A 25,587-nucleotide genomic window follows, 5' to 3' on the forward strand; every position below is an offset into this window, starting at 1 on the left:
TTTTTCTGAAATGAGGGAGATAAATAATTAACACGTGAATTGAGTTGTTTTGCAGTAAGAGTTTTTACCCCTTCTTGGAGTAAGCAGTATTCTGCTAGGGTATTGAAAAATTGCCTTTCTTGAAAGGTACATTTGCGCCCTAGGCTTTCTCGCGCTAAGCTGCTATCAGCCATTTCAACTCTCCGAAGTTGTGATGGTTAGCATTACCTCGGTATTTGTCGTACCTAGGTAACGTGAGGGCGTACTTTTTAGTACGCCTTTTTTTATTCGTATTAGCCCTATTCTAAAGAGATAGAAAATATAAAGATATGATGCTAAAAACTGTGATTTTCCTTTAAAAAAGGAATGTTTACTAAAAAATAAGTTATTACTATTTTTTTGTATCCTGAATTTGCATAGGACAGTAAAAGGCTTTAAGCTTGATTTAACCATTGTCGGGTCACTCCGATTGTGGCCAGGCACCGGTAGAGTGGTGATACACTCTACCGGTGTCCCCTTAACGGGGTTGGCGGTTAGGATTTAGTTTTTTGTTTCATTATTAAGTAAGTTCTTGACGCGCTCCTCGACATTAAGGGGCGTTGTCTCCTCATCTAAGACAAAGGCTTTATCAATTTCCAACCAACCTTCTTTGATCGATGTACCAATACCGATTAAATTTTCTAAATCGGCTAAGGTAAATTCTTCGATAGAATTTTTATTAAAAAAACGAAAGATTTTGGTATGACCCACACCTAACTTTCTAAATCGTTCGAAAACAACACTTCGACGGTTATTTAAGGTTTTTTGATCGCCTACGGCATAGTGCACGGCTTTCTCATAAACTCTATCGATCAGTGCTTTAGGTATGACTTTAAAGATGGCATTTCTTAATGCAATGGCACTGGCTGCGTTACCCGTAAGCACTTGCATCTCTTGACCATAAGTAGCACCGCTGTTAGTTGTAATACTTCGTTTAACCTGACTGCTAATACGAACATTACGTTCCAGATCCCAAGCAACACCTTCAGCAGTAATTGCTTTCCCATCGTTTTCAACAATGCGACTGGCAGCATGAAGATTACCCCAACTAGCGGCAGCTATTTCAGCTAAACGAATAGAGGCGCCTTTAATTTCGGTGACCCTACCATCTTTGCTTTTTCTGCTTAGACAATAAAAGCAAGATTGTGCAGTTTCTTCATCTTGTGTTGCTAATTGCGTTGCAAACTGAATAAAATCATCAGGGTTTCTAGGATAAGCCTTAGCAGTCATAATCTGCATATCCAATTCAGCGCGAACTAACTTACCTTGATCGCTAATTAATTCTTGACTCATAATTATTCTCCAATTTAAGTATATGCAAAACGAGGCAGTGAAATTTCTTGTATTTCATAAGATGGCCAATCATTGGTTTCTAAACATTGTTGATAGCGCCTTAATAGAGTTTTGAATTCATAGCGCCCTTGTTCCAAAGAAGTTTGATCTAATTGATAGACGGAGATGACAAAAGGCGGAGATTTTTCAATAACCAAGAAGAGGAAGTCTTTTATTATTTTTTGCTTTAAATGTTTTAGAGCTTCTTGGATCATTGCGGCTTGAATGTAATAGCCATAATCAAATGCAGCATATTGAAACGATCGTGGACACCCATCCTGAGCTGTTTTTAGATCACAAACAAGATTATTACGCAAAATATCCGGTCGACATTTACATAAAATACCCGTATCCGGATCAGTCCAATATAAAGACTGTTCTATCTCTGCTTTTTCAATTAATTGTAGCGCTAGCTTATTCTTCTTAAGACTGGCTGCCATGTGTTGTAGAGTTTGATATTGATGGATGGATAAGGTTTCTTTCTTACCTAATTCAGATTTGATCTTTTGCCAACGTTCTTTTCCTTCTTTGGTGACTTTATTAAACTTAGGAACGACAAAGTATCGTTTTTCAAACTCATCCGGTTCTAATATGTAAGTATGTAAGGCATTACCTAAAATCTGAGCCGGTGTTGCCGGCTCAGATATATAATCTGGATTTAAATGCTTATACCAATAATGATAAGGGGATCGCTTAAACGCCATCAAACCGCTACGACTTATTCCAGGGCCTTGATGGTAAGCTTCAGGTGATAGGTTATAGATTCCTGGATTAATGATTTTTTCAGAAGCTATGATCTTCAGCATAAAAGCCTCCTTTATTCTGTGCCTCTTCGGCGGCATAACAAGCTTGTTTGTCTTCTTCTTTTTCTAGCGCATGATTAATGCAATACGCCACATGGGCATCATGCATGGGGTGGGTTTCAATTAAAACAGCGACAAGATGTTCATAAAGTTTATATAAACTCTGTGGGGAACCTTTAGTTTCTAGAATATCTGCAACTAACCCATTTAAATTGCCAAACTCAGCATCAATAACTCGCTCTTTATTTTCTCGAAGTGCAGCAATGCCTAAAGCCCATTTCATTTCTTTATTGAGATCGGTATAAAGAGAAGCTTTTTGATGAACAACGGCTTGTTCAATCAAGGAATGAAAATCATCCCAAAGCGGTTTATTTTTATTATTCATATAAGGCTTAGCATTACCAGAATAAGTCATGTTGCCAAGTGCTTTATGTGGTACTAAATTGGGTAGATTAGCCATGTAGCACCTCCGCATCAGAGTATGCTTTGTAACTCTCATTTAAGAGTTTTATATGGTTAGGTAAATAAAAGCTGAACTCTTCTAAGAAGCAAAATTTATTATCGTATCTGGATGGTAATTCTTTAAGTGCGTCTTTAAGTGTAGCTAAAGGAGTGTCGCCTTTATCTAACAAGCTACTGCAGTGACAAGCTTGCGTTTCGATACTAAACAAAACTTCAGTGAGTTTATCTTTCAATTTGTATAAGTCTTTAACTAAATAATTGATTCGGGATAGATAATCACTGACATACTTTTTTATATCGGGATATTGACTGATTAGTTTAGACATGTGCCACCTCCCGTTTTTCTAAAGCTTTTGAATAGATCTCAAAGCCATTAAAAGCTTCAATATCTTTAGCGGCTTGTCGAAGGTGTTTAATTCCGGTTATTTGGCAAAGATTTAAATCTTCAAAGTCTTTAACGGATATCTGTCCTTTATCAAGTAGATTATGTGAGGACTTCGTATACTCTTGAATAAGAGATACAAGATCTTTTAATGCTTCTATTAAATCATTGAGTTTGAAAGAAATTTGATAAACCTGTGATAGATAATCACTTGCGGGTTGTTTTAGATGGACGAATTGATCTAGTATCACGTTAGCCATGATTTACTCCTGTTTAGTAGATTGTGGTTAGCTGGTAGTCAGAATTACGAGTTCTGATTATCAGCGCTATAATTTTTTACCTATAGTCCTAGTATTATAGGATTCTAGTGCTATACTGTCAAGCAGGAGGAGTAGGAAATTTTTTTAAATTTTCTTTTAATGTTTTTTCAATTCCTTTTCTGCATATTTCTGACATGCTAACTTTTGTATTGAATGATAGCCATCTAAGTTGTTCCCACATTTCTTTTGGCATTTCTATTACCAATGTTGCTTTTTCACTTTTTTTAACTAATTTAGGCACTAATTTAATCCCCTAGACTTATAGAACTCTAGTAGTATATAGTATGTATGTTATTAATAAAAATAATACAGATTATAAGGAATTGGAATGTTATTAGAGAAAATAGAGAAATCTATTAATCTAAAAGCCCTAAAAGAAGATTTTAGAAAAATCGGGGTTAATTTTATCACGGCAGGCGTTGTCGGAGTATTTATAAACCATTATGTGGGCATAGATTTTTGGACTATGTCTTTAACCTCTGCGTCATTAACAACAATAGGTGCAATATCTTTATATTTAGGACTGAGGAAAAATAAACAATGAAAATATTTTTATCATTCTTACCAATTATTATAGCTGCTTGTGTAATAGGATTTGGCGCTATATTAATTATTGACGATGAAATTAGACATTCAAAATCTCCTAAAAAGAAAAATATATAATTGGCCACTAAGTTTTTTTGAAAAGACTTATTTATCTAATGGACTAATAAAGAGATAATATCATATTCAAAATATCGATTAATTATTACCGTTTTAGACATGTCATGATAATCTTCTTCTTTCTAAATCAGAATAAGTACAATAAGGAAAATAAAAAATGTCTGAAAAAAAAACAACGAGCAAATCACGACTCAGCTTGGAAAGATATTTTAGATGCTTATTTTAAAGAGTTTATGGAGTTTTTCTATCCAGAAATCGCAGAGAAAATTGATTGGATAACGCCTTATGAATCTTTAGATAATGAACTACAGTCTATTACGACCGATGCAATGGTTGGTAAAACTTTTGTTGATAAATTAATAAAAGTTAAGTCACTAGAAGGAAAACAAGAGGTTGTATTAATCCATATTGAGGTCCAAGGAAAGAAAGAAGACGAATTTTCTAAACGATTATTTCAGTATTATTGCAAACTTTTTACAAAGTACGATCAATCAATTTTAACCTTAGCTATTCTGACCGATAATAATCAAGGTTGGCATCCAACAGACTATCAGCGCAATGTATTTGGCTATTCAGTGTTAACCTTTAATTTTAAAACTCACAAATTACTTGAGTATCATGACAAGAAACAGGATTTAGAGATTTCTAGTAATCCTTTTGCAATAGTCGTTTTAGTCCACCTCATCTTCTTAGAGACAAAAAAAGATCCTAAAGCTCGATTTCTTATGAAGCTACGATTAACTCGACTGTTGTATGATAGGGGACGTGGGCGAGATTATGTAATAAATTTGCTCAAGGTGATAGACTGGGCGCTAGTTATACCTAAGGATTTAGAGTTAGAATATAAAGAGAAACTCCATGAATTAGAAGAGGAGAAAAATATGAGTTATGTGACAAGTTTTGAAAAATCAGCCATAGAAAAAGGGCTTCAACAAGGGCTACAGCAAGGGCTACAGCAAGGGCTACAGCAAGGCCGTGAAGAAGGTCGTGAAGAAGGTGAATACCTTAAAGCTACTATTATAGCTAAAAAGCTTATAGCTCAAGGTAGATCAATTCAATACATTCAAGATCTTACCAATTTATCTGAAAATGAAATAATCAACTTAATTGAATTAGAAAAAGCCTGACCTCTAAAAGAGCTAGAATGAGAGTTTATGAGCTACATAACTAGTATGGAAAAGTTAAGCCATAGAGGAAGGCGGCCTTCAACGAGGAAGGCAATTATGACCCTAACAACAGAACAACAACAATTTGAAGAAAATTTTAAGCGCGGCATTGAAGAAGGCGGGCGCAATTGCGCTTTAAAGATTGCCAAAAGAATGCTTGCTATGAGAAATGATCCAGAGTTTATTACTTTTGTTTTACATAGTTTTATTAAGAAAATTACTGGCCTTTCTAGACAAGACTTACTTGAGCTCGAAGAATCTTAAAGATCTATATCTGATTTGGTTTTAATTCAACTTGAAAATGTCTAATTTTCCATAAATCAACAGCTTAATTCTATGGCGCTTTTTTTCTAAATCACCATCTAAATAGAAAATATTCATATTAATTCAAAGAATGTTTCGTGTACCAGAATTGTACCAGACTGAAATTTAATACACTTAAACTACTGTAGTTTTCAGTAGGTTATTAAGTTTGCAAAGTATCGCAAGTGTTTGATTATTAATGATTATTTAAGCCGTAGTTCAGTCTTTTAATCTATTGGTCGATGGTTCGATTCCATCACGGCCCACCAGTCAAATCAAACACTTAGCTAACTTGCCTTCCTTAAAGTATGCTTCTCTACGAAAAGCCTCGCGCACTTATTATGCGGATGTGTTACTTAAATTTCACCTCGAAAAAACAAACCACCGTGTAGTTATTAAGCTTAAAAATTAAATTTATAAAATTCTACAATAATTTAATGATAGTATTGCCGATCCCAATAAGCTTAAGGTAATAATTCAGTATTATGTTTTCATTATTTAAACTAGTTAATCGTTTTTCATTTGCTAATATAAAATCTGATCGAAGATTTTTTTCTGAAATATCTAAAAATATAGTTTTAACAAAATCAAATTTTTCTATGCGATCGTTAAAAATTTTTGAATTTAAAGAAATATTAAGTAACTGGGCAGTTAAAGAAGGATGGAACCCTGGAAAACATGAGTATTTGCCTTTTTATTTGACCAGCCTCAATGGGCATAAAGGATTATTTCTCAATGAGAGAATAATTGCTTCTTTATCTACTGTTCGCTATTCCAAAGATTTAGCCTATTTAGGAATCTATATCGTTGATCCAAATTTTAGAGAGCAGGGTTTAGGCCAAATTTTGGTTAAAGCCACCTTAGAAGAATTGACAGACTGTTCGCTAATCGGCATTAATGCCGTCCAACAACAAGTCAGTAACTATCAAAGAAAATATGGTTTTACCTCTTTTCATATTAATTCAAGATGGACGGGTGAATTTAAAATGCAACCTAATTTTGCTTTAAGATGTTCTGAAATGGATATTAAAATAGTAGGAAGAGAACGCTTAGATATTAATGAGTTAATCGATTATGATGCGAGTATATTTTCAGTTCCTCGGGTGAAATTCTTGCGAAAATGGATAGAAATGCCAGAATCCTATTTATTGGCCGCAATAAAAAATGAAAAAATTTGTGGATATGGCGTCATAAGTAAATGTAGGCAGGGTTACAAAATTGCACCCCTATTTGCAAATGATAAAGAAATAGCGCAGAAATTATATGCTTCTTTTGCTTATTTTCTCCAAGAGAAACAAGCTATCGTGCAACTCGATGTGCCAGAAAACAATCAAACGGCTGTGAAGTTAGCGACGCAATTGGGTTTCTATAAAACGTTTGAAACGACACGAATGTATAAAAGCAAAGAACCCTTAATTGAGAAGCCAAGCAATAGCAATGTTTATGCGATAACTACTTTAGAAATAGGCTAAACTTTTAAGAAAAAAATAAAAATAAAAAATTGAAATAGTATGTTTGTCTCATTAATGTCTCTTATTAAAAAAAATTGTTTATTGAATCCAAAAAACCCAGCTTTAAGTTTTAAAGGGCAAGTTTATTCTTATCATGAGTTAACTCAACGCGCTAACCAGCTTGCTTATTACTTAAAAAGTAAAGGCGTGAAAAAAAATACAGTGGTGGCCATTATTTCTAAGAATTACTTAGAGAGAATTATCAGTATTATTGCGCTTTGGAAATTAGGTGTTGCCTATTTACCCATTGAACCAAGTTATCCATTAACAAGGATTAATTTTATACTGGATGATTCAAATGTGAGCTTTGCTATTTTAGATAAAAAAAATGAAGAGAGTATTTTTTTTAATGCTAAGCATATAGTTTCTATTCTTCTAGAAGAGGATAGCAATAAAATAGCTTCATTTCCAACGAATGATTTTCCAGACTATAGTGAACTGACCGACATTGCCTATATTGCTTATACATCGGGATCGACAGGTAATCCGAAGGGCGCTATAGTCACGCAGAGTAATATTGCAAGTATCTATCATGCTTGGGAAGAGGTTTATAAGTTAAGTTACACCGATCGACACTTGCAAATAGCTAATTTTGGTTTTGATGTTTGTACAGGCGATATAATAAGAGCATTGGGATCGGGGTCACAATTAGTTATATGTCCCCCTGAAATTGTATTACAACCTGAAAAACTTTATGAGTTATTAATTAGCAATGCGATTAACGTGGCTGAATTTACACCAACGGTCTTGAGGAAACTAATTACCTACCTTGATCAAAAAGGCTTAAATTTACATTTCATGCGTCTTCTTATTTGTGGCTCTGATAGCTGGTCATTGAAAGAATATAAATACTTTAAATCTTTTTTAAGTTCAAAGGCACGTTTAATTAATTCATATGGCACTACAGAAACTACGATAGATAGTGCTTATTTTGAATTAAACAATCAAGCAGAAGCATTTGATGACAGGTTGTCAGTACCAATTGGACGACCTTTCCCAAACTCGATGATTAAAATTCTTAATGAAAAATTTGAATATTGTCCTCCTGGTGTACAAGGAGAAATTTATATTGGAGGGCATGGCGTTTCTCGGGGATATTTGAACAGACCTGATTTAACTAAGGAAAAGTTCATTGAACTGACTTTGAAAGACAATGAGAAAACTATTTTTTATAAAACTGGCGATTTAGGATATTTTTTTCCGGATGGGAATATATATTTTTCAGGAAGAATAGATGATCAAATCAAAGTCATGGGTTATAGAGTAGGACTTTTTGAAATAGAAAACATAATCAATAGTTATCCATCCATTCAAAAAATTGTAGTGACTACACACCCTATTTTAAAATCAGAAGAGAAATTTTTAATCGCTTTTATTATTTATAATAGTCATTTTAGAGTAAATGATTTTATGTTTTTTTTAAAGGAAAACCTTCCTTCTTATTGCATTCCAAATTTTTACTTACCTGTTTCTTCCTTTCCTATTTCTCAGCATGGAAAATTAGATAGGAAAAAATTGTGCTCAGAATTAATTGATAAAAAGAATGACATTACGTATTTTCAGGATGAATGTAAGAAAAAATCAAGCATTACAAAAAATGTAGAAGAAAAATTAATAAAAATTTTGCAAAGTATATTTAATGTTTATAATTTAAAAGCGATAGAACATTATTTCTTCAACTTAAATAATAATTATTTATTGCAGGTTCGATTTTTAAAAGAAATAGAACTTCACTGTAACTTGAAATTGGATCAGAATGACCTCATAGCCATTCATACGGCGGACGATCTGAAAAAATTCGTAGAAAAAATTGCTAATAAGTAACTCTATTTATAGTTGTTTTCAAAAGATTGCTAGATACACAGGATTTGGTCGGTAGAAATAGGTACCAATAATCAATATTTCGTCATAGGGGATAAGGTAGCATGCCAGAAAAAAATTATCTTGAATATTTAAAGAAAGTGACTTTACAAATTACTGGGGATACATTCTCGGAAACAGCTTCAGTTCAAGATTATATAGATAATTTAATAAACTATTTTACTAATATTATTTACTCTATGCCTAATAATGTGTACTGGTTAGATAAAAATTGTGTATTGCGTGGAGGCAATGATAATTTAGCTAAACAACTCAATTTAAAATCGGGAGCAGAGCTAGTCGGTTTAACTTATGAACAAATGGCGCAAGCAGCTAATTTACCAACACAAGCATTTGAACCCTTTCGAACAACCGAAGTAGAAGTGATGAAAACCGGCGTTCCAAGCATTGATAAAGAGGAACCTCCCATCGAAGCAGATGGAAAAATTTTTTACTATCTGTCGAATAAAACGCCTCTACGAAATAGAAAGGGTGAAATCATAGGCGTTGTTGGGATTTCAACAGATATTACTAAACTTAAAGAAACCGAATCGGCTCTCCAGATTGCCCTAGGTAAAGCGGAAGTAGCCAGTAAAGCGAAAATTGAATTTATTATGAATATGAGTCATGATCTACGCACACCTTTAGCAGGAATTATAAGTCTTTCCAGTTTACAAGCGGAGGATGCAAGCAGTGCTCGAGATCAACAATATGGTGAATGGATCCAAAGTGCAGGTGAGCAACTTTTAGAATTACTCAACTCAGTGATAGAGGTCACTGCCGCTGAGCATCAAATTGAAAGTGTAAAAAAAGAAAATATTAATTTACAGCAATTTGCAGAGGAACTACAGGCGCTGATGCAACCTGCCGTAGTAGCGAAGGGGTTAGAGTTTCAAATAAATCTGGGTTCTCTTTTACCCATAGTGGTCACTGATCGAATTAAGTTGAAAAGAATTATCCTTAATATTCTATCCAATGCCGTAAAATTTACTAAACAAGGTAAGATTAGTTTAGAAATAAATGCGTTAATGACAAAAAAGGATAAAGCAAAAATAGAAATACTGATTGCCGATACAGGCATTGGCATCGCTAAAGATAAAATCGATAAAATATTTGACCGATTTTATCGCGCTCATCCTTCTTATAAAGCTGAATATGCGGGTTATGGTATAGGTTTATTCTTAGTAAAAAAAGCGACGAAATTATTAGGTGGAAAAATAAAGGTTTCTAGTGAAGAAGGAAAAGGGAGTTGTTTTTCTTTAGAATTTGTTTTTCCTATATTTCATGGAACGATAGATAAAAAGAGTCATTCTGAGATAGAGCACCCTAGACAACCACTTGGACTAGAAATCAAAGGAGCGGTGCTAGTGGCTGAGGATAATGCTTTAGTACTCTATGCCGTAAAAAATATACTGACTAAATTAGGTTATGAAGTGATCGCAGTAACAGAAGGAAAAGCCGCATTACATGCATTGCAGACCCAATCTTTTATTTGGGCGTTACTCGATATTGGTTTGCCTGATCTGGATGGAACAGAAGTCGCGCAGCGTTATCGTCAATGGGAACAAGTCAACAAAAAAAATCATCTTCCCATTTTTGCTTTAACTGCGCATGCAGAAAAAAATATTAAGGATAAATGTAACGAGGTTGATTTTGATGAGGTGCTTAAAAAACCTTTTACCGAAAAAGATATGCAAACCATCAAAAAATTTTTAAATAAATAAAAAATTTTATTATAAATTAAAAAGATCTTAAAAAAATGAAAATATCTCTAATCTATCACTAATAGATAGTATTTAATTTTATTCTTGATGAGAGAATAATTTATCTTGCTAATGTTAAATTTATTTTTTATTATAAATTAAACAACATTAACAAATAGCTACATTCAAAAAAATAAAAAGGAGAAAAATGATAACAAGGTCGTTTTTGCAATCCCATGAAGATCAAGAACCGTTTATTTTTTCTGAGGATCTTGATGAACAAAATGATGGGTTTCAAGAATTATCACAAGAAGATGAACCCCTTGAGTCAAGAAGTGATTTAATAAGCATTCAAAAAAAATCTTTTCTATCTTATTTAGTGCGAGGTTGGCACTCTGCTCATCTTATCACTCGCTTAGCTTGGTGGGGGATAAAACATAAGTCTGAAGTCATTAGTGATTCATTAGAAGACAAAACGTCAACTCGATTATTTTGGTTGGCGGGTGAAGGCATTCCTCTCGAATCTTGGTCCAGGGCTCGCTGGGCTTATCGTATAAAAAATTTTATTGATTCAGCAGATTTTATACTATCGGAGATGGGAGCGATATTGCTGGCTTCCTTATTACTTCATGATTTGATGAGTTATAGTTTATTTCCAGAAGAACGTTGTAGCACTTCATTGCCAGATATTTTAGATGGAACAGCCAAGAATCAAATAAGTTGGACTTATCATTTTGGCAGTGATGTGATTCATGAAGCAGCCTACTGGACTTGGTTAGGAGCGATCTTGATTCCATCTATGTTGGGTTTAAGTTCCGTTTTCTTACGTAACAAACAACTGCGCATTCTTGAAACCCAAGATGTCATTCGTAGCATAGAAGTTGCTTTAATTAACCTCGATAAAGAATCACTTACTTTTAGAGATGCCTGTCTATCATTGCTTCCAATGAGCCGCTTGAGTAGAACATTGAATCAGGTTAAATTCATATTGTTGTGGGATGGTAGAAAGGATAATGATCAAAGTTTATTAATCTCATTGCATCTAAAAGCCGCTTTAGTTAATAATTTGATTGAGCTTACGGAATCTAATTATTTTCTTATACGTTATCGAGCGATGCAGCTACTCGCCCAAGTAGCGGCCAGTTTCCACTCAGAAAACTTGAATCGGTTTATTGAAGATCCCGTTCATAAAGCAGGTTTAGCACAGTTAAGAGAAACTATTTTAGCTAAACTTAGAAAAGAACCGATAAACGAAGCGAGTACTCGCCAAACCTTGGCCGAACTTGAAGCAGCTTGCGCTCAACCGATATCATTCGAAGAAATGGAGGGTGGTGCTCTTTTAGAAGATCGTCAACGACGAGGTATGGCACGTTATTTTCGTTGGACCTTAGGCGACGATACACGCGCAACAACCCAATTATTTTGGATCCCCTCTTTATTAATTTCGGCTGTTACATTTTATTCTGTCAGTCGTTATCTTGAATTAATTGTAAAAAAACTGATTGATATCGCTTATTATTTTCATGATAAATCAGTTTGTGAAAATAAGGGGAGTTATTTCAAATTCCTTATTCAAAGTGAACGTTATGAATGTGTGGCTTGTGATTGGCCATTTGTAAACTATCAAAATAGTTTGACGGCTCAAACGTGTTTAGAAGGCTTATTACAGCGAAAGATGGCCCCTAGAGAAGTGGGATATTATCTGAGTCAGCTACCATCGGTGCCTGGAATTAATCGTGTCGATCTTTCACAACAGGATTGGTCAAATTGGCCCGTTTCTGAGTGGGAGAAATTTCTGCTTGCCTTAGAGCCTATGCTGAGCGTTCCACTGGAATTATTTAATGCCTCAGGGATCGTGACGGAGGATAATAATGAGAATCCAACCCCCACTGTGCAACACATACTCGCATTAACGCAGTTATTGACGCAGATCAATGTGACACAGTTTGATATAAGTCATCAACGCTTAACCCAGGAATCGTTTTCGCTCTTGCTGGAGTCATTCGCTTATCAGTCATTGAATGCACTTTACCTGATGGATGCCAATATGACAGATATCAGTGTGAGTTATTTAAGTGAATTAATTGCTAGTGGATTTAACTTAAGCGATTTGCACTTAGCAAAGAATCAGATAGGAGATAGTGGTATAACACAGATCAGCCAAGTATTGCCTAATAGTTCACTGCGAGTATTGAATGTTGCGCATAATTTATTTTCTGATTTAGGTTTACAAAAACTGGGTCTAGGAATTCAGCAAAGTTTTCTTCAAAGCTTAGATTTATCTTCTCAATTACTTTCCGTTAATGGACTGAGATTGTTTAGTGATGCCTTAAAAGGAAATTCCTCTTTAAGTAGACTGCGCTTAAGTCATACCGGTTTAGCAGACGAGCATCTTAGTGCCTTGCAAAATTGCTTAGAAAATTTAGAATTTTTAGATGTTTCAGATAATTCACTGAATAGCAAAGCGATACAATTTATCTTAAGTGTAAGCCAACAGAATTTAAAGATGCTCATAGTTAATAACAATGATCTTGATGAAGAAGCGAGCCTGCTTATTGCTCAGGAATTACCAATGACTTCTTTAGAGCATTTGGATCTTTCAAAGAATTATTTAAGAGAAGGGTTTAAAAATATCATCAGAGTACTACCAAATTCCCGTTTGTTAAGTTTGGTTTGCGAGGATTGCGACTTGGATGATAAAGCTATTGCTGAATTAACTCAGGTTTTTTCTAATGATACCTTGTTATTACAGTCATTAAATTTAAACAAAAATAAAATTACGAATCAAACATTACTCAATTGGTTAGAGGTACTGCCGAACACTTCTTTGCGTCAATTGCATTTTAATAATAATCAGATTAGTAATTCGTATGAGAGTGCGCCTCTTTTAGCACAAGGCTTAACTAAAACCAATCTGACGGTTCTTGATTTAAGTAGTAATCGATTAGATAGAAATTTCTTTAATGAATTAGCCCCCTTATTAAATCAATCTTCTTTGCAGCAGCTTAGTTTGAGTGATAATAAACTTGAAACAGGCTCATTAAAACATTTTTCTGAAGCACTCGTTCAACTCCATTGCCATCGTCAAGATCTCAATGCACCTCACTTATCGCGTCAAGAAAAACGTGTATTTTATCCTATGAAACGGAATACCGACTTAAATCAGCTCGGTATTGTTAATACCGATACGGATAGTTCAACACTAAGAGGTTTTTGTCGTGTGGCGGCATCGTTACCGGATGTTCATTTTCTTGAATCGAATCATATGACGCAATTGGATTGGCGAACCTGTCAGCTATTACCAGCTAACAGTAAACTCGTGACTCCTTTAGAACAAGCGCAAGGATCGTTATCCAATCAAACTCAATCGATACGGTCTAAGGCTTTGGTGTTGGGAAGTCCTTTTTTAATGAGCTTATTGTGTGCGGGCGGCATCTTATGTGCCCTTGTTTTATTTTATGGCGCTTATCGTGCAAGTCGATCAACCTATCGATTCTTTCGTCCAGCGCCCAGCATAGCTAGGTCAGAGTCTGAGGAAAACAGTGTTCATCCTAATCTAAGACGTTCTTCTTTTTAGATGAGCGTTTTAATTTAAAAAATTAAAAATAAATAAAGGAGTATTCCTATGAATCTAGCTTATCCTTTTAGTCTTATTTCCGGCAATGGTCTGGGTGTTTCTTATTCATCATTGACTCAGATTGGACCTGCAATTCCTAGCCGTGATTTCGGTGTTTTAAAAATGCAGAGCTTTATTAATGTCAGCACCGGAAATCTTATTATTTTTGATCATAAGTTAATTGTCCAAGAACAAAATTTCCCATTAGAGTTTTATTATGTTTATAACAGTCATGCAGAAACGATGGCAGATATTTGGCGTTTTGCACATAAACGTTTCAAACTTCTTCCTAAACCTGATCAAACTTCGTCCGCGATATTAATTGAAAAAGATGGCCATGAAACGGACTATCAATTTGATAGTAAAACAAATCGATGGCTTGCTCCTTATTGGTCAGATAGTCGCCCTTATCTTCATTATGATAAACCAGAAAACCAATGGGTATGGTTTGATCCGAAAACTCAGATCACGGAGATTTACAATGACCAGGGTTATTTACAGGAACGCTTGGATGGCAGAAATGAGCGAACAAGATATCGTTATGATGATTTGCAAACACCGTGGAAACTGACAAAGATACTCGCGCCTGAATCGAACTATGAATTTCATCAACACTGGGTCAATAATGAACGGATTGAATCTATTTATGAAGTTAATGCAGGGAGCCCAACGTTACTCAGAACGTCAGTGTTTGATCGGAATGATCGTTTAATTCGGACCCTACTTCCAGCAGAAAGAACCGAATATGCCAAGCTTCCTCAAATTAATTTTGTCTATCGAGCACCCAGTAAGGATCCTGCCGAGCTTAGTGATGAAGATGTTTATAATTTAGCTTATCTTGATTACATTAAACAAACGGATGCCGATACTAGCAATCTGTCTTTAATGTATGACGTGCCTCCAAATCTTGCGCCAAGAAGAATTTCAAGTGTGTATCTGGCGCATCCTCCTTTACATACCAGCGGTTATTTGGTTCGTTTTTATTATCATCAAAGCTATGCGATTGTCGAAAGTTATGCCAAGGTGGCTACCAAATTATATTTTAATAAACACGGATCCATCACTCAAATTGATCGAGAAAGAGGTTATCCCAATACGACGTATAGTCCCATCGATAGCTGCTTTTATACCTATAACGTTCAAGGTCAGTTGGCGAGCATTACCTCTGCAGGTCAAGGTAAACATAGTTTTCAATACGAAGCGCAGGATGGCTTATTAATTAAACAGCAAAAAGCCAATGGTCAGATAACGGAATATGTTTATGATGAAGTGAGTAAGCGACATAATTTGATTGCGAAAATTCATTTTGCGACGGGTAACGCGCAGGTAACACGTAAAGTTTATGATCATGAGTTTAGTTTATATCGAGGTTTATATTTACGCTTTGAAATAAGTCCCGAAGGTCGCGTCACTGAATATCGTTATGAAGATTTTGGTCATCTTAAATACACGATTATTTATTTAGAAGGACGTTTTCCGGTTGATAAGTATGCGAAAAACGCGGTTCCTAATTTAGCTGAAATGACACGTTGGGTTGCACAGCAAGATTTACAGAAGATAAGTTTAACGGAATGTCGCTACTATGACGGCTGTCAACGCCGACAAACCTATTACTATGGAACGATTAACGAAAAAGGTGAGGGCGTTCATGATGAACACATGAGCCAGGTGACTACGCATTATACTCTTTTTGGCGCGTTGTGTTTTAAGCGGGAATATCGTAAAAAAGCAGACAATCCATTGTATACCTTTTTAGAATACGATAGTGCACGTCGTCTTTTATCGCATAAAAATTCCGCGAACGAAGTAACCAATTATCGCTACGATAATAGTCATACCGAAATTACACGCCCGAATAATCGAAAGGAAATGACGGAATGGGATGCCTGCGAAAGGCTTAGTAAAGAAAAACAAACGATACCATTTAATGATCAGCTTATCACTCGTGAAACTACTTACAGTAGAAATATTGTGGGTAGTTGTACGGAAAAATGTACGACAGCGGATGGACAATTGAGTTATCGATTTTATGATAAACAAAATCGTTTAGGTTTTAGCGTGCATCCAAATGGACGTCTGACGGAATATCGTTATGATGCACAAAATCGTAACAAAATAACGATTGCTTATGCCAAAGCCATCGATATAAAAAAACTTGAATCACTGGGATGGCATGGAGCAGAACCGGATGTCATGGATTTATTAAAATTAATGAAAGAAATGGCCATCGCCGATCCTAAGCAGGATCGTTTCAGCTATGAATTTTATGACTACTCCAATCGATTAAGTGAGCAGGTCGATGCAGAAAATTTTTTTTGCCAAACGCTTTATAACGACCATGATGCCGTGATTGCAGAGATACGCTATGCATCACCGCTTAAACCAGAACAGTTAGCAGCGCTATTGCAAGGCAAAAGTCTTGATTGTCAGGCCGATCCAAAATACGATCGTATTCAACGAAAATTTTACGATGCCGATCAATTACTGATTGGCACACAAGATGCGGCAGGCTATGTCATCGAATATAAACACAATGGAGCGGCTTGGATTACTGAAATAATTCGCTATGCACAACCGCAAATCATTAGTAGTAATACGCAGCGCTTTGACAAAATTCGGCCGGTTGCAAGTTCTAAGGATGCGCATGAATATTTCTTTTATAATCCACGTGGCTGGGTAGTTTTAAGCGTCGATGCAGAAGCGTATGTGACAACTAAAGACTATTTGTTAAATGGTTTAGTGAGTTGTGAAAAGCGTTACGCCAATCCGGTTGATGCCACTTGGTATAAGGACACGCAGCGTATTCCTTCTTTGCCAGTGGCATCGGTGGATGATCAGACTATCGATTACGAATACGATGAATTAAATCGTGAAATTTCAAGTCATCGATCCGACGGAAAAGTGACCTTCACGCGTTACGATACTATGGGAGAAATTATCGCCAAAGGAGAACAAGATGCAACAACCATGGAGATTACTGGCGATACCTATCGTGCCAATGAATTTCGGTTTGATGCTTGGGGTCAAACGTTAGCGGAAGCTTCTAAAGTCAATAGTGAGTCACTGGCGCGTATCGAGGCCGATAGCACGTTAAAACCTGAAGAAAAACAGAAACAAAAAGAAAAGATATGGCAAGAAACAACGCGACGACATGCCTATGATGCGAGCGGTTTAAAATTATCGACGGCAATTCGTTCGAGTCAGGATGCCAGCGATCAACTCACTTACTTTTATTATAATGCTGAACGACAGAGGGTGCTGACAATACAAATTATTGCGGATAAACAAGTTCAAATCCGCGAATACGCACGAGATGTTTTTAACAATATTGTTCAGATACGTGATTACAGTCAAGCACAATTAACCTTAGCGGATAGATTGAATCAACCACTTACCGGTGGTTTTATGTCCGATACCTTGCGTAAAGCCTTAGATGCCATACAAAATACACAGGATGTAGTGACTCAAAAAATCTACAACAAACGTGACGAAGTAGTAAAGCTTATTGATGGCGAAGCCTATGAAACACAACATCTCCCGAATGCTTTTTCTGAAGTCAGCCAAAGTAAATTACCTGTCCAAACGAAACAGCCCAGTTTAGTTATTCAACATCAATACGACGGGCGCGGCTTAGAAATTAGTACACAGCGTCAGGCAGATACGTTAAATACCAAAGTAAAACGTGATTATAGTAATCCTTATGGCAAATTGACACATATCCGAGATGAGCTTAAAGGTGATTATCAACGGGATTATGATCGTAAAGGACGGTTGATCGGGATGCAAAATCCATTACAACAACAGCGTAGTGACATCGCGTATGATGCTTGGGATCAACCCACTAAAATGACCAATCCCTTAGGCCAAACAACACAGCACCTTTATCATCTTAATAAACGCAGAGAGATTATTATTGATCCTTTAGGTAATCAACGAATTCGCATACGCAATATTTTTTCAGAAACGATCAAAGAAATCGATGCCAAACAACAAACACAAACATGGCAACACACGGCCGATGGACAGATTAGTCATTTCTGCGATGCATTGGGTAGAGGTTATGAAATTATTTATAATCTATTGGGTGATATCACTGAAAAGCAGATCTTAAACGGCATTAAAACGCAGTATAGGTATGATGCACGGAGACATTTAATTGCAAAAATAGAAGATAGGGAAGGTCTTAAACGACAAACACGTTATGAATATAATCTTCTAGGACAACGTATCAAAACGATAGATGCTCAAGGAACCATTCAACTCAATCAATATGATCGACGCGGACTGGTTGTCGAACAGCGTTTCGATACGAAAAAAACAGGTTTAAATCTAACGACAACACGCCAGTATAACGGACAAAAACAATTGTTGAGTGAAACGCAGGGTGACATAAAGGATAAGGATCAATATATACGCCATCTTGATTACGATGGCTTAAATCGACATTGTACAACGATCATCGATCCGGTCACTGAAACGCGTAAAGAGGCATTAAACATCCAAACGCAACAACATAAAAATGGCCAAGATAGCGTTTTGGCTGAGATTGATGCGAATGGTCATGTGACGCGATTTATTATGGACTCAGCAGGACGACGTTGCTTCAAGATCAATGCGCTGCGTGGTGTGACAGAATGGAACTATAATCCCGCGGATCAAATTATTTTGGAGCGGCACTACCAACGTGTCATTTCAGAAAATGAAGTAGCGCAGATTAACGATGAAACGACGCCTGAACAATTGCGCGCTTTATTGCAAACCAGTGTTGAAGATACACTGATTTATCCGTTCTATGATGCCAATGCTAATACACGTTTTTCTGTAAGCGGTAATGATCAACAAGGTTATGTCAAAGAAAAACGTTATGATGCAAAACAACAGGAAATTCAAACAATACAATATGCGACGGCCATCAGCATTAAAAGTATAGAAAAATTGAGCATCGCGCAACTCGCGAAACAAGTTGCTAAAATTGCTGATACTTCACGCGATCGCATCCATTATTTTTTACGTGATGAAGTTGGTCAATTACGATTTTCCATCGATCCAGAACATTATGTATCTGAACAACGTTTTGATGAACAAGGACGTGTGATTGGCCAAATTAGTTATGCGAATCCGGTTGAGGATCCGACGCAATTAATCAAATTACCGATCGCAGAAGTATTATCCCATCTTAACAAACAGGATAGTCAGGATCGTTATCAGTTTTTCTTTTTTGACAGCTTAGGTCAACCACTTTATACGGTGAAATCGGAAGGACAAGTGGTGAGTTATCAACATGATGCGAAGGGTAATTTGATCGAAGAAGTTCAATTTAATCAACGTCTCAAGGTTCCTCAAACCTATGCATTGTTGCTACAACAACTGCAAGCATTAGCACCGGATCTCACACAAGATCGCATTACACAAAAAGTTTATGATGCAGCCAATCGTTTGGTTCAACACACGGATGCCTTAGGCTATGTCGAAACCTATCAGTATGATGCATTAGGAAACCGAACAACTTATACCGATCGACAACAATCGATGTGGAAAACCATTTTTGATCGAGCGAAACGACCGGCTATTGAAATAACACCACCGGTAACGATTACTGAAATATCTCAAGATGCAACGGGTTTATTAGTATCAAACCATAAAACGATTGCTATTGAAAAACATAAAACCTATGACAAGGTTGGTAATGTTACACGTATCATTACTGCCGCTAATACTTCAGAACCTCGCACTTTTGAAGCTGAATACGATGGCTTGAATCAATGGCAAAAGACCTCTTTACCCGACATAGCGGTGGATGATTCGAAGGCATTAAAATCCGATAACTGGCGCTTTCGCCCTGAAACCAAACAAACACTGACGACAACCCGTATTACCAATGCAAAAGGACTTAAAGTAGCTGAACAAGATGCTGCAGGTCATTGGCAATTTTGGGTGTACGATCAACAAAAACGCTTGGTTTACCATGTCAATTCACTCGGCGTGACGATTAAAAAAGAACGCGATGCTTTTGGTAAAACGCATCGAAAAATAATCAATGCAACACCTTGTACACTGGATCTCAGTGTGTATACAAAAACAGGGATTCCCCAATCGGTATTGGATGCCTATTATCGAACACGACATAGCGATGCCGATCGCATTATTGATTACCAACGGGATCGATGCGGACGGGTTATTTCACAACGGAAAGGTCCTGTCTATTGTTATACAGCGAATCTAAAATCTGTCTCGCACACCGGAACATTGAGTCAAGAAATAGCAGAAATTAAAAAGTCGTATAACGCTTGGGGTGAATTGGTTGCCCAATCTGAAAAGATGGATGCCATCCGTAGTAAAGAAAATTTTTATTGGTTTGATCGAAATGGTCAGCCTCTTGCAGAAGTAGATACCGTTGGTTTAGATAATCAAGCCGCACAGTATCGTTGTAAACGTTTTGAGAACGATAGTTTTGGCCAAAGGTTAAAGCGTGTGGCTTATGCTAAAATTCTGGATATCCCCATCAACGTGCATCTGTCTTTTGCTGAACTCAAAACTGCACTCGATAAAATGGCTACACCAGAGGATCGAAGCGAGCAATTTTATTATGATAAAGCGAATCGTTTAGTAAAAAAAGTTCGTCTGCAAGCCATTCGTCAAACATTGGTATTAACCCATGGATTACCCGCGTTTAGTGATGCACCACCTCAAGATCTCAGCATCGGCTATCAATATAATGCAAATGGGCAACAGATTGCTAAAACCTTAGAAGATAGCAGTACCGAATGGCGCTATTATGATCAACGTGGTTGTCGAGTTGCGCAAACCGAAGTGGCACGCGACAACGCAGGCCACTCAAACATCCTTATTCCATTAAGTTATTTTAGTCATAATGCGCACGGTCAAATAGTGTTGACGAGACATTTTAAACAGGGAGCCCAACCGATTACACCGGGTGAGATTCCCGAACCGATGGCCAGCGATCCCGAGGATCAACAAGAACTACGACTGTATGATGCACGCGGAAAATTGCAGTGGAAACAAACGAATCAGCAAATACCTCAAGGCTTTAGTTATACCGCGCACGGTAAACCGGCGCGTCAATGGTGGACTTTAAGCCACTGGCAACAAACAGAAGCAAATCAGTATGAAACAAAAGTTCATCTGGATGAAAAATTTTTTCAATATGATGCGCATAATAGACCGATCCAGGTTGAACTTCGTCGTGATGCACAAACGGTAGAAACGACTGTGACTCAATATGATGCGTTTGATCAAGTCATTAGAGAAGGTGAGACAGCCGAAAGTTTTTCTATTTATCGACGTTTTGATACATTAGGTCGGCTTTGGTGTAGCAATACCGAAAAAGGTATTCCGGTCGTGAATGTACATGACTTAACAGGTCAATGTAGTTTACGTATGCAATCACCGAGCAAAGATTTAGGGGTTATTTCTTATCAGGAAATACCGAGTCTACTTAACTGGGATATTAATGATCTTGAGCGAACAGAAAATCAGCGCGATTTAGCGGGACGCATTATCACTCGCAGCTTGCCGGCCAATTATCAAGAGGACACCACACAACCTCAGATTATTCCGTTAAGTATTTTGGCCAGTAACCTTTATCCTAAGCTAGGTCCGATCCAAAGTTTGAGTTGGCCGATTCCCCAAGAAAAGAATGTCCAAGCTGAATTTTCGTTATGGCCTAAAGAGGTTCCAGAAAAAAAACAAACCTTGCCTATCCTGATACAAGAAGGGCGTTGCGGTGTGGATGTATCCACGTTAGCGACAGATGTGTATGACTATCAAGTGGATTACACGTTTAGTGATCCTGAAAAAACGAATGAAAAAATCTTGATGTATAAGAGTTCAGGTAGCGTGCAGTTTGATACGCGTAACTCAACCAACAGTGCGCACTTAGTGGCCATTACCGAAACGAAACAAACCAGTTTGGTACGTTTAACCGGTAACACACGTGATATTTCAGCGGTTGAGTTATGGAATGAGTTTGGAAAACGCGAAACATTAGAATTACAAATCGATCCAGTATCACATAATTACTATGTTGATCTAAGTCATCATTCTTCCGGTGTTTATCAATTAAAATCACTGACGCATGATAAAAAATCACATGGCTTAAGTTTACCTTTTACAATTTATACGCATAAAACGGCACACAAACCTTTATCTCGCGAACTGACGAGTGCATTGAAATTTCGTTACTTAGAAAATCATGTCGAAGTCAATTGGCAGGTGCCGACTTTTTTACAATCCCAAGTCGTGAAGTTGCAATGTCACTATCTTGATAGACAGTCTAAGCCACAATTACAAACATTAGAAATTGTTCCCGATCAAAAACGCACGACGTATTCCGATAAAAAAGGCACTAAAATTCAGAGTAATGTGGATTTTTCTGTGCCTATTCAGGCTATCGAAAAACTTTCACTGGCAGTGAAATGGCCACAACTGAGGAAATCCAGTGCTTCAACGCGTTTGCAACACCATTGGCTCATGCTGACGGCAGAAAATTCCGATAGTAGTGATGAAGAAGAATGGGAAATGATCCCACATCACGAAGCAACGCGGTTAGAAACAGAACCGGAAGACTGGATACCCCTTTACAGTAATGAAACACCCAGCGCACCCGCGTTTGACCCTGAACTGATTACTGACCTTAATTTTGCCGATAAAAATCTGCTCGTAGTAAGCCCTCTACCTGATGTAACGCCCGACAAACAAACACCTATTTTAGAATACTTAGATGTCAGTCTTGATAGAATGCGCTGCTGGACACAATTTGCAATGATCAATGTGATTACATCGGGATTGGTGGTGGATGTAACAGGTTTTTCAGCAGGAGTCTATCCCTTTCGATGTCAGAGTAGCATTGGAAATTTAGTGCTAAGCTTAGGTGGCGAAGTCTTTCCCACACAAAGTATGGATGAACCGGATCGACAACATTTGGTGCAACCGGCACGTCGTTACCGTTATGACGTATGGAATAATAAATTAACTGAAATTGATACGTTAGGTCACGTCACATACTTTCGTTATAATGATGCTGATCAATTGATTCAAAAACAAGAACCTTTAGTGGATGTGGTTGACGAACAAGGCAACACCAAAGCACTTTCTCCTATTACCGATTTTGCATACAATACGCGTGGTTTGCAAATTGCAAAACGCGATGCGAATGGCAATACGCGCGGATATATTTTTGATGCGGCAGGTCATCGTATCACTGAAGTATTATCCGATGGCACGTTAAGAAAGACACAAATCTATGACGCATTCAATCATGTCATTGAATCGCACGATGCCTGCAGTGAAATCACAAAATATTTTTATGATCAACAAAACAATCTGCTTGCTTTTCAAAAACCTTCCGGTAGTCGACGTAGTTATACGTATAACGAACTAAAGCAACGCAATAGCGATGCTGATCCCGCTAATAATACACGACGTTATAATTTCGATGTCTTAGGTAATCTCATTGAACGTTATGAGCCATTGGGTCAATGCACCCGTATGATTTATGGGCGCAATCATCAGTTGATCAAATTAGAAAATCCAGATAATAGTTTCTTAACGTGGCAACGTGATGCCTTTGGTAAAGCACTGCAACACACCGATCTGAGTGGCGCTGTTTATCGTTATACCTATGATTACAAAGGACAATTAGTTGATGTCCGATCAGAGGATGGAAAGCATGGAGATTATTTTGAATTACAGCCGATTATATATAACGGAAATGTTTTTGGTTATGCTCAGGTCATAAAACCGCTCAGTGGACAACATCTACATTATCAATATGTTTCAGGACAAGTAACTGAATTAAATGATTTGGCTACCGGTAAAAAAACCTCTTATCGTTATGATTCAGAAGGTCGACGCATTGCTGCCAGTGTCATCAGTGATAAAGGTGAAATTTTCCGTGAAACCAGTAGTCAAATCGATGCCTTAGGCCGAGAAATTTTAACACGAGATAATCAAGCTATTTTCACTACCGCTTATGATGCTGTGAGTAATCGGCGTTTTATAAAAGGTGTTGTTGATGTGGGTGGGAGTCATCTTGCGCAAGAAGTTTGGTGGAAATACGATACAGAAGATCGCGTGATCATCTCAGAAGGTGTACTTCAAAATGGAGAGATCACAATCATACCAGATAGAGGGATGGAGCTTGTTTATCAAAATGATCGTCGAGTGACAGAAATTAATATAAGTTCCGTGCACAATGAAAAAATGACTGCGGATCTTCTCTATGACATCGACGGACGTTTGGTGGGTTCGAAAGTCAACGGCAACTACACAAACAAAAGTACCGAGAGACAATACGATAGTGCCGGCAGACAAACACTTTATAGAACGACTTCCCCCTTTGATTGGCTTACCAATCGCGTCACTGAGAATGAACGAATTTATAATGAAAATGGCTGGATAAACACCAATATTCAGCGTCAAGGTAGGACAACAGATTTTAATCAAAGCATTACGCGCACAGATTATCAACAATTAACGGCGATGGGTTTACCCCAACAGCAAACGATTAACTATAACGACGCAGCACACAATGTTGATCATCTCAATTGTAATTATGTGGGTTGGGATCAATGGCGCATTGCAAGTATTCAAGGTTATCGAACGAATAAGGATGGGACGAGCGATTATTCCTCAGTTAAAAATTACTTAGGTCCTAATGGCGAGCCGAATGCGATATCCGGTGCAGAAGATCCCGATGGGCGAGATAAATATTTTATCGCGACACCTGACGGTTTGATTCTACGTCGCATGCACTTAGTGGAACGGAATAGATATTATAGAGATGTTTTTGTTTGTAGTCTTGAAACTTATTATTTTTACCGCGTTAATGGTCAATACTTAGCTAGCTTTAAAAATAAAGGCTATGATTTCTTTGATTTAGCACTGAATTGGGTGAGTCCACAAGGCGACGCAGGTAAAGAAATTGGTCTAAGTTTAACTCAGGATTTTTCGAGTTTACCGCAAACCTACACCTGTGCCGCGGGAGATAGTTATGAATCGATTGCCAGCAATCTGTATGGAGATGCCAGTTTAGCCAGTTATATTGATGCGGCGAATGGCGGCGGAACACTTATTGCTGGCCAAACCATCGTCATACCGCAACTCGTTTCGGTACATAACAAAGCTGGAATGGCCCGTCCGTATTATCAATTTCTGCAAATCATCCAAGGTTCACTCACTCCGCACCTAGATACACCACAACCCCCACAAGACGATGAGGGGTTTTTTGCCCTATTGATCTGTGCCATTGCAGTGGTCGTTGTGTGTGTGTATCCGCCCGCAATTGCTGTTATCACAGAAATTGCCGGTAGTTTGGGAGTATCTGTACCCATAATGACTGGTGTGGCCGCCGGATTGGCGGATGCCGCTGCACAAGAATTGTGTGTTGGCATGGGAATAAAAGATCATTTTTCTTTAGCAGAAAGTATA

General features: G+C 37.2%; 14 protein-coding genes. 8 read left to right on the plus strand and 6 right to left on the minus strand.

The window, feature by feature from the left end; translation table 11 throughout:
- Positions 1 to 519 precede the first annotated feature (519 nt).
- The 6 genes from A1D18_RS00390 to A1D18_RS00415 form a co-directional block, all read right to left on the minus strand.
- Entirely contained in the window at positions 520 to 1,311 is a 792-nt protein-coding gene (locus tag A1D18_RS00390; RefSeq protein WP_071661849.1) for a hypothetical protein, read from the minus strand.
- Positions 1,312 to 1,325: 14 nt separating this feature from the next.
- Positions 1,326 to 2,156 carry a PD-(D/E)XK nuclease-like domain-containing protein gene (locus tag A1D18_RS00395; RefSeq protein WP_071661850.1) on the minus strand — a complete coding sequence of 277 codons (831 nt, stop codon included), beginning with the start codon at positions 2,154 to 2,156 and terminating at the stop codon, positions 1,326 to 1,328.
- A complete protein-coding gene (locus tag A1D18_RS00400) occupies positions 2,134 to 2,613 on the minus strand; it encodes a hypothetical protein (RefSeq protein ID WP_071661851.1) in 480 nt (159 codons plus the stop codon). The genes A1D18_RS00395 and A1D18_RS00400 overlap by 23 nt, the downstream gene beginning before the upstream one ends.
- The gene (locus A1D18_RS00405) at positions 2,606 to 2,941 is read right to left on the minus strand and encodes a hypothetical protein (protein ID WP_071661852.1); all 336 of its coding nucleotides are present in this window, start codon (positions 2,939 to 2,941) and stop codon (positions 2,606 to 2,608) included. Before A1D18_RS00405 ends, A1D18_RS00400 begins: the two co-directional genes overlap by 8 nt.
- Complete coding sequence (locus A1D18_RS00410; RefSeq protein WP_071661853.1) at positions 2,934 to 3,257, minus strand: hypothetical protein; 324 nt, start codon at positions 3,255 to 3,257, stop codon at positions 2,934 to 2,936. Before A1D18_RS00410 ends, A1D18_RS00405 begins: the two co-directional genes overlap by 8 nt.
- Before the next feature lie 118 nt (positions 3,258 to 3,375).
- Positions 3,376 to 3,558 (minus strand): hypothetical protein, encoded by a 183-nt coding sequence (locus A1D18_RS00415; protein WP_071661854.1) that lies wholly within the window; start codon positions 3,556 to 3,558, stop codon positions 3,376 to 3,378.
- Between the two features lie 87 nt (positions 3,559 to 3,645).
- Here A1D18_RS00415 and A1D18_RS00420 point away from each other — a divergent pair, with 87 nt between their 5' ends.
- The 8 genes from A1D18_RS00420 to A1D18_RS00455 form a co-directional block, all read left to right on the plus strand.
- Positions 3,646 to 3,861, plus strand: coding sequence for a hypothetical protein (locus A1D18_RS00420; RefSeq protein WP_071661855.1), 216 nt, complete (start codon positions 3,646 to 3,648; stop codon positions 3,859 to 3,861).
- 223 nt (positions 3,862 to 4,084) lie between these two features.
- Entirely contained in the window at positions 4,085 to 5,107 is a 1,023-nt protein-coding gene (locus A1D18_RS06920) for an RpnC/YadD family protein (RefSeq protein ID WP_071661856.1), read from the plus strand.
- Between the two features lie 96 nt (positions 5,108 to 5,203).
- Positions 5,204 to 5,410 (plus strand): hypothetical protein, encoded by a 207-nt coding sequence (locus tag A1D18_RS00430; RefSeq protein ID WP_071661857.1) that lies wholly within the window; start codon positions 5,204 to 5,206, stop codon positions 5,408 to 5,410.
- A 638-nt stretch (positions 5,411 to 6,048) separates the two neighbouring features.
- Complete coding sequence (locus A1D18_RS00435; RefSeq protein WP_171910797.1) at positions 6,049 to 6,921, plus strand: GNAT family N-acetyltransferase; 873 nt, start codon at positions 6,049 to 6,051, stop codon at positions 6,919 to 6,921.
- Positions 6,922 to 6,960: 39 nt separating this feature from the next.
- Positions 6,961 to 8,784 (plus strand): amino acid adenylation domain-containing protein, encoded by a 1,824-nt coding sequence (locus A1D18_RS00440; protein WP_071661859.1) that lies wholly within the window; start codon positions 6,961 to 6,963, stop codon positions 8,782 to 8,784.
- Between the two features lie 101 nt (positions 8,785 to 8,885).
- A complete protein-coding gene (locus A1D18_RS00445) occupies positions 8,886 to 10,544 on the plus strand; it encodes a PAS domain-containing hybrid sensor histidine kinase/response regulator (protein ID WP_071661860.1) in 1,659 nt (552 codons plus the stop codon).
- 187 nt (positions 10,545 to 10,731) lie between these two features.
- On the plus strand, positions 10,732 to 14,100 hold the full coding sequence (locus A1D18_RS00450) for a leucine-rich repeat domain-containing protein (RefSeq protein WP_071661861.1): 3,369 nt from the start codon (positions 10,732 to 10,734) through the stop codon (positions 14,098 to 14,100).
- 48 nt (positions 14,101 to 14,148) lie between these two features.
- Positions 14,149 to 25,587: RHS repeat protein (locus A1D18_RS00455; RefSeq protein WP_143750400.1), on the plus strand; the 11,439-nt coding region annotated here is incomplete at its 3' end.

Origin of the sequence: Candidatus Rickettsiella isopodorum, from assembly GCF_001881495.1 — a bacterium.
In the GTDB taxonomy this organism is placed as follows: Bacteria; Pseudomonadota; Gammaproteobacteria; order Diplorickettsiales; family Diplorickettsiaceae; genus Aquirickettsiella; species Aquirickettsiella isopodorum.

Coding starts and splice junctions, on each gene's coding strand:
- A1D18_RS00440 (WP_071661859.1), top strand. CDS start 6,961: ATGTTTGTCTCATTAATGTCTCTTATTAAAAAAAATTGTTTATTGAAT.
- A1D18_RS00405 (WP_071661852.1), bottom strand. CDS start 2,941: ATGTCTAAACTAATCAGTCAATATCCCGATATAAAAAAGTATGTCAGT.
- A1D18_RS00420 (WP_071661855.1), top strand. CDS start 3,646: ATGTTATTAGAGAAAATAGAGAAATCTATTAATCTAAAAGCCCTAAAA.
- A1D18_RS00400 (WP_071661851.1), bottom strand. CDS start 2,613: ATGGCTAATCTACCCAATTTAGTACCACATAAAGCACTTGGCAACATG.
- A1D18_RS00430 (WP_071661857.1), top strand. CDS start 5,204: ATGACCCTAACAACAGAACAACAACAATTTGAAGAAAATTTTAAGCGC.
- A1D18_RS00435 (WP_171910797.1), top strand. CDS start 6,049: ATGCGATCGTTAAAAATTTTTGAATTTAAAGAAATATTAAGTAACTGG.
- A1D18_RS06920 (WP_071661856.1), top strand. CDS start 4,085: ATGATAATCTTCTTCTTTCTAAATCAGAATAAGTACAATAAGGAAAAT.
- A1D18_RS00445 (WP_071661860.1), top strand. CDS start 8,886: ATGCCAGAAAAAAATTATCTTGAATATTTAAAGAAAGTGACTTTACAA.
- A1D18_RS00390 (WP_071661849.1), bottom strand. CDS start 1,311: ATGAGTCAAGAATTAATTAGCGATCAAGGTAAGTTAGTTCGCGCTGAA.
- A1D18_RS00450 (WP_071661861.1), top strand. CDS start 10,732: ATGATAACAAGGTCGTTTTTGCAATCCCATGAAGATCAAGAACCGTTT.
- A1D18_RS00410 (WP_071661853.1), bottom strand. CDS start 3,257: ATGGCTAACGTGATACTAGATCAATTCGTCCATCTAAAACAACCCGCA.
- A1D18_RS00395 (WP_071661850.1), bottom strand. CDS start 2,156: ATGCTGAAGATCATAGCTTCTGAAAAAATCATTAATCCAGGAATCTAT.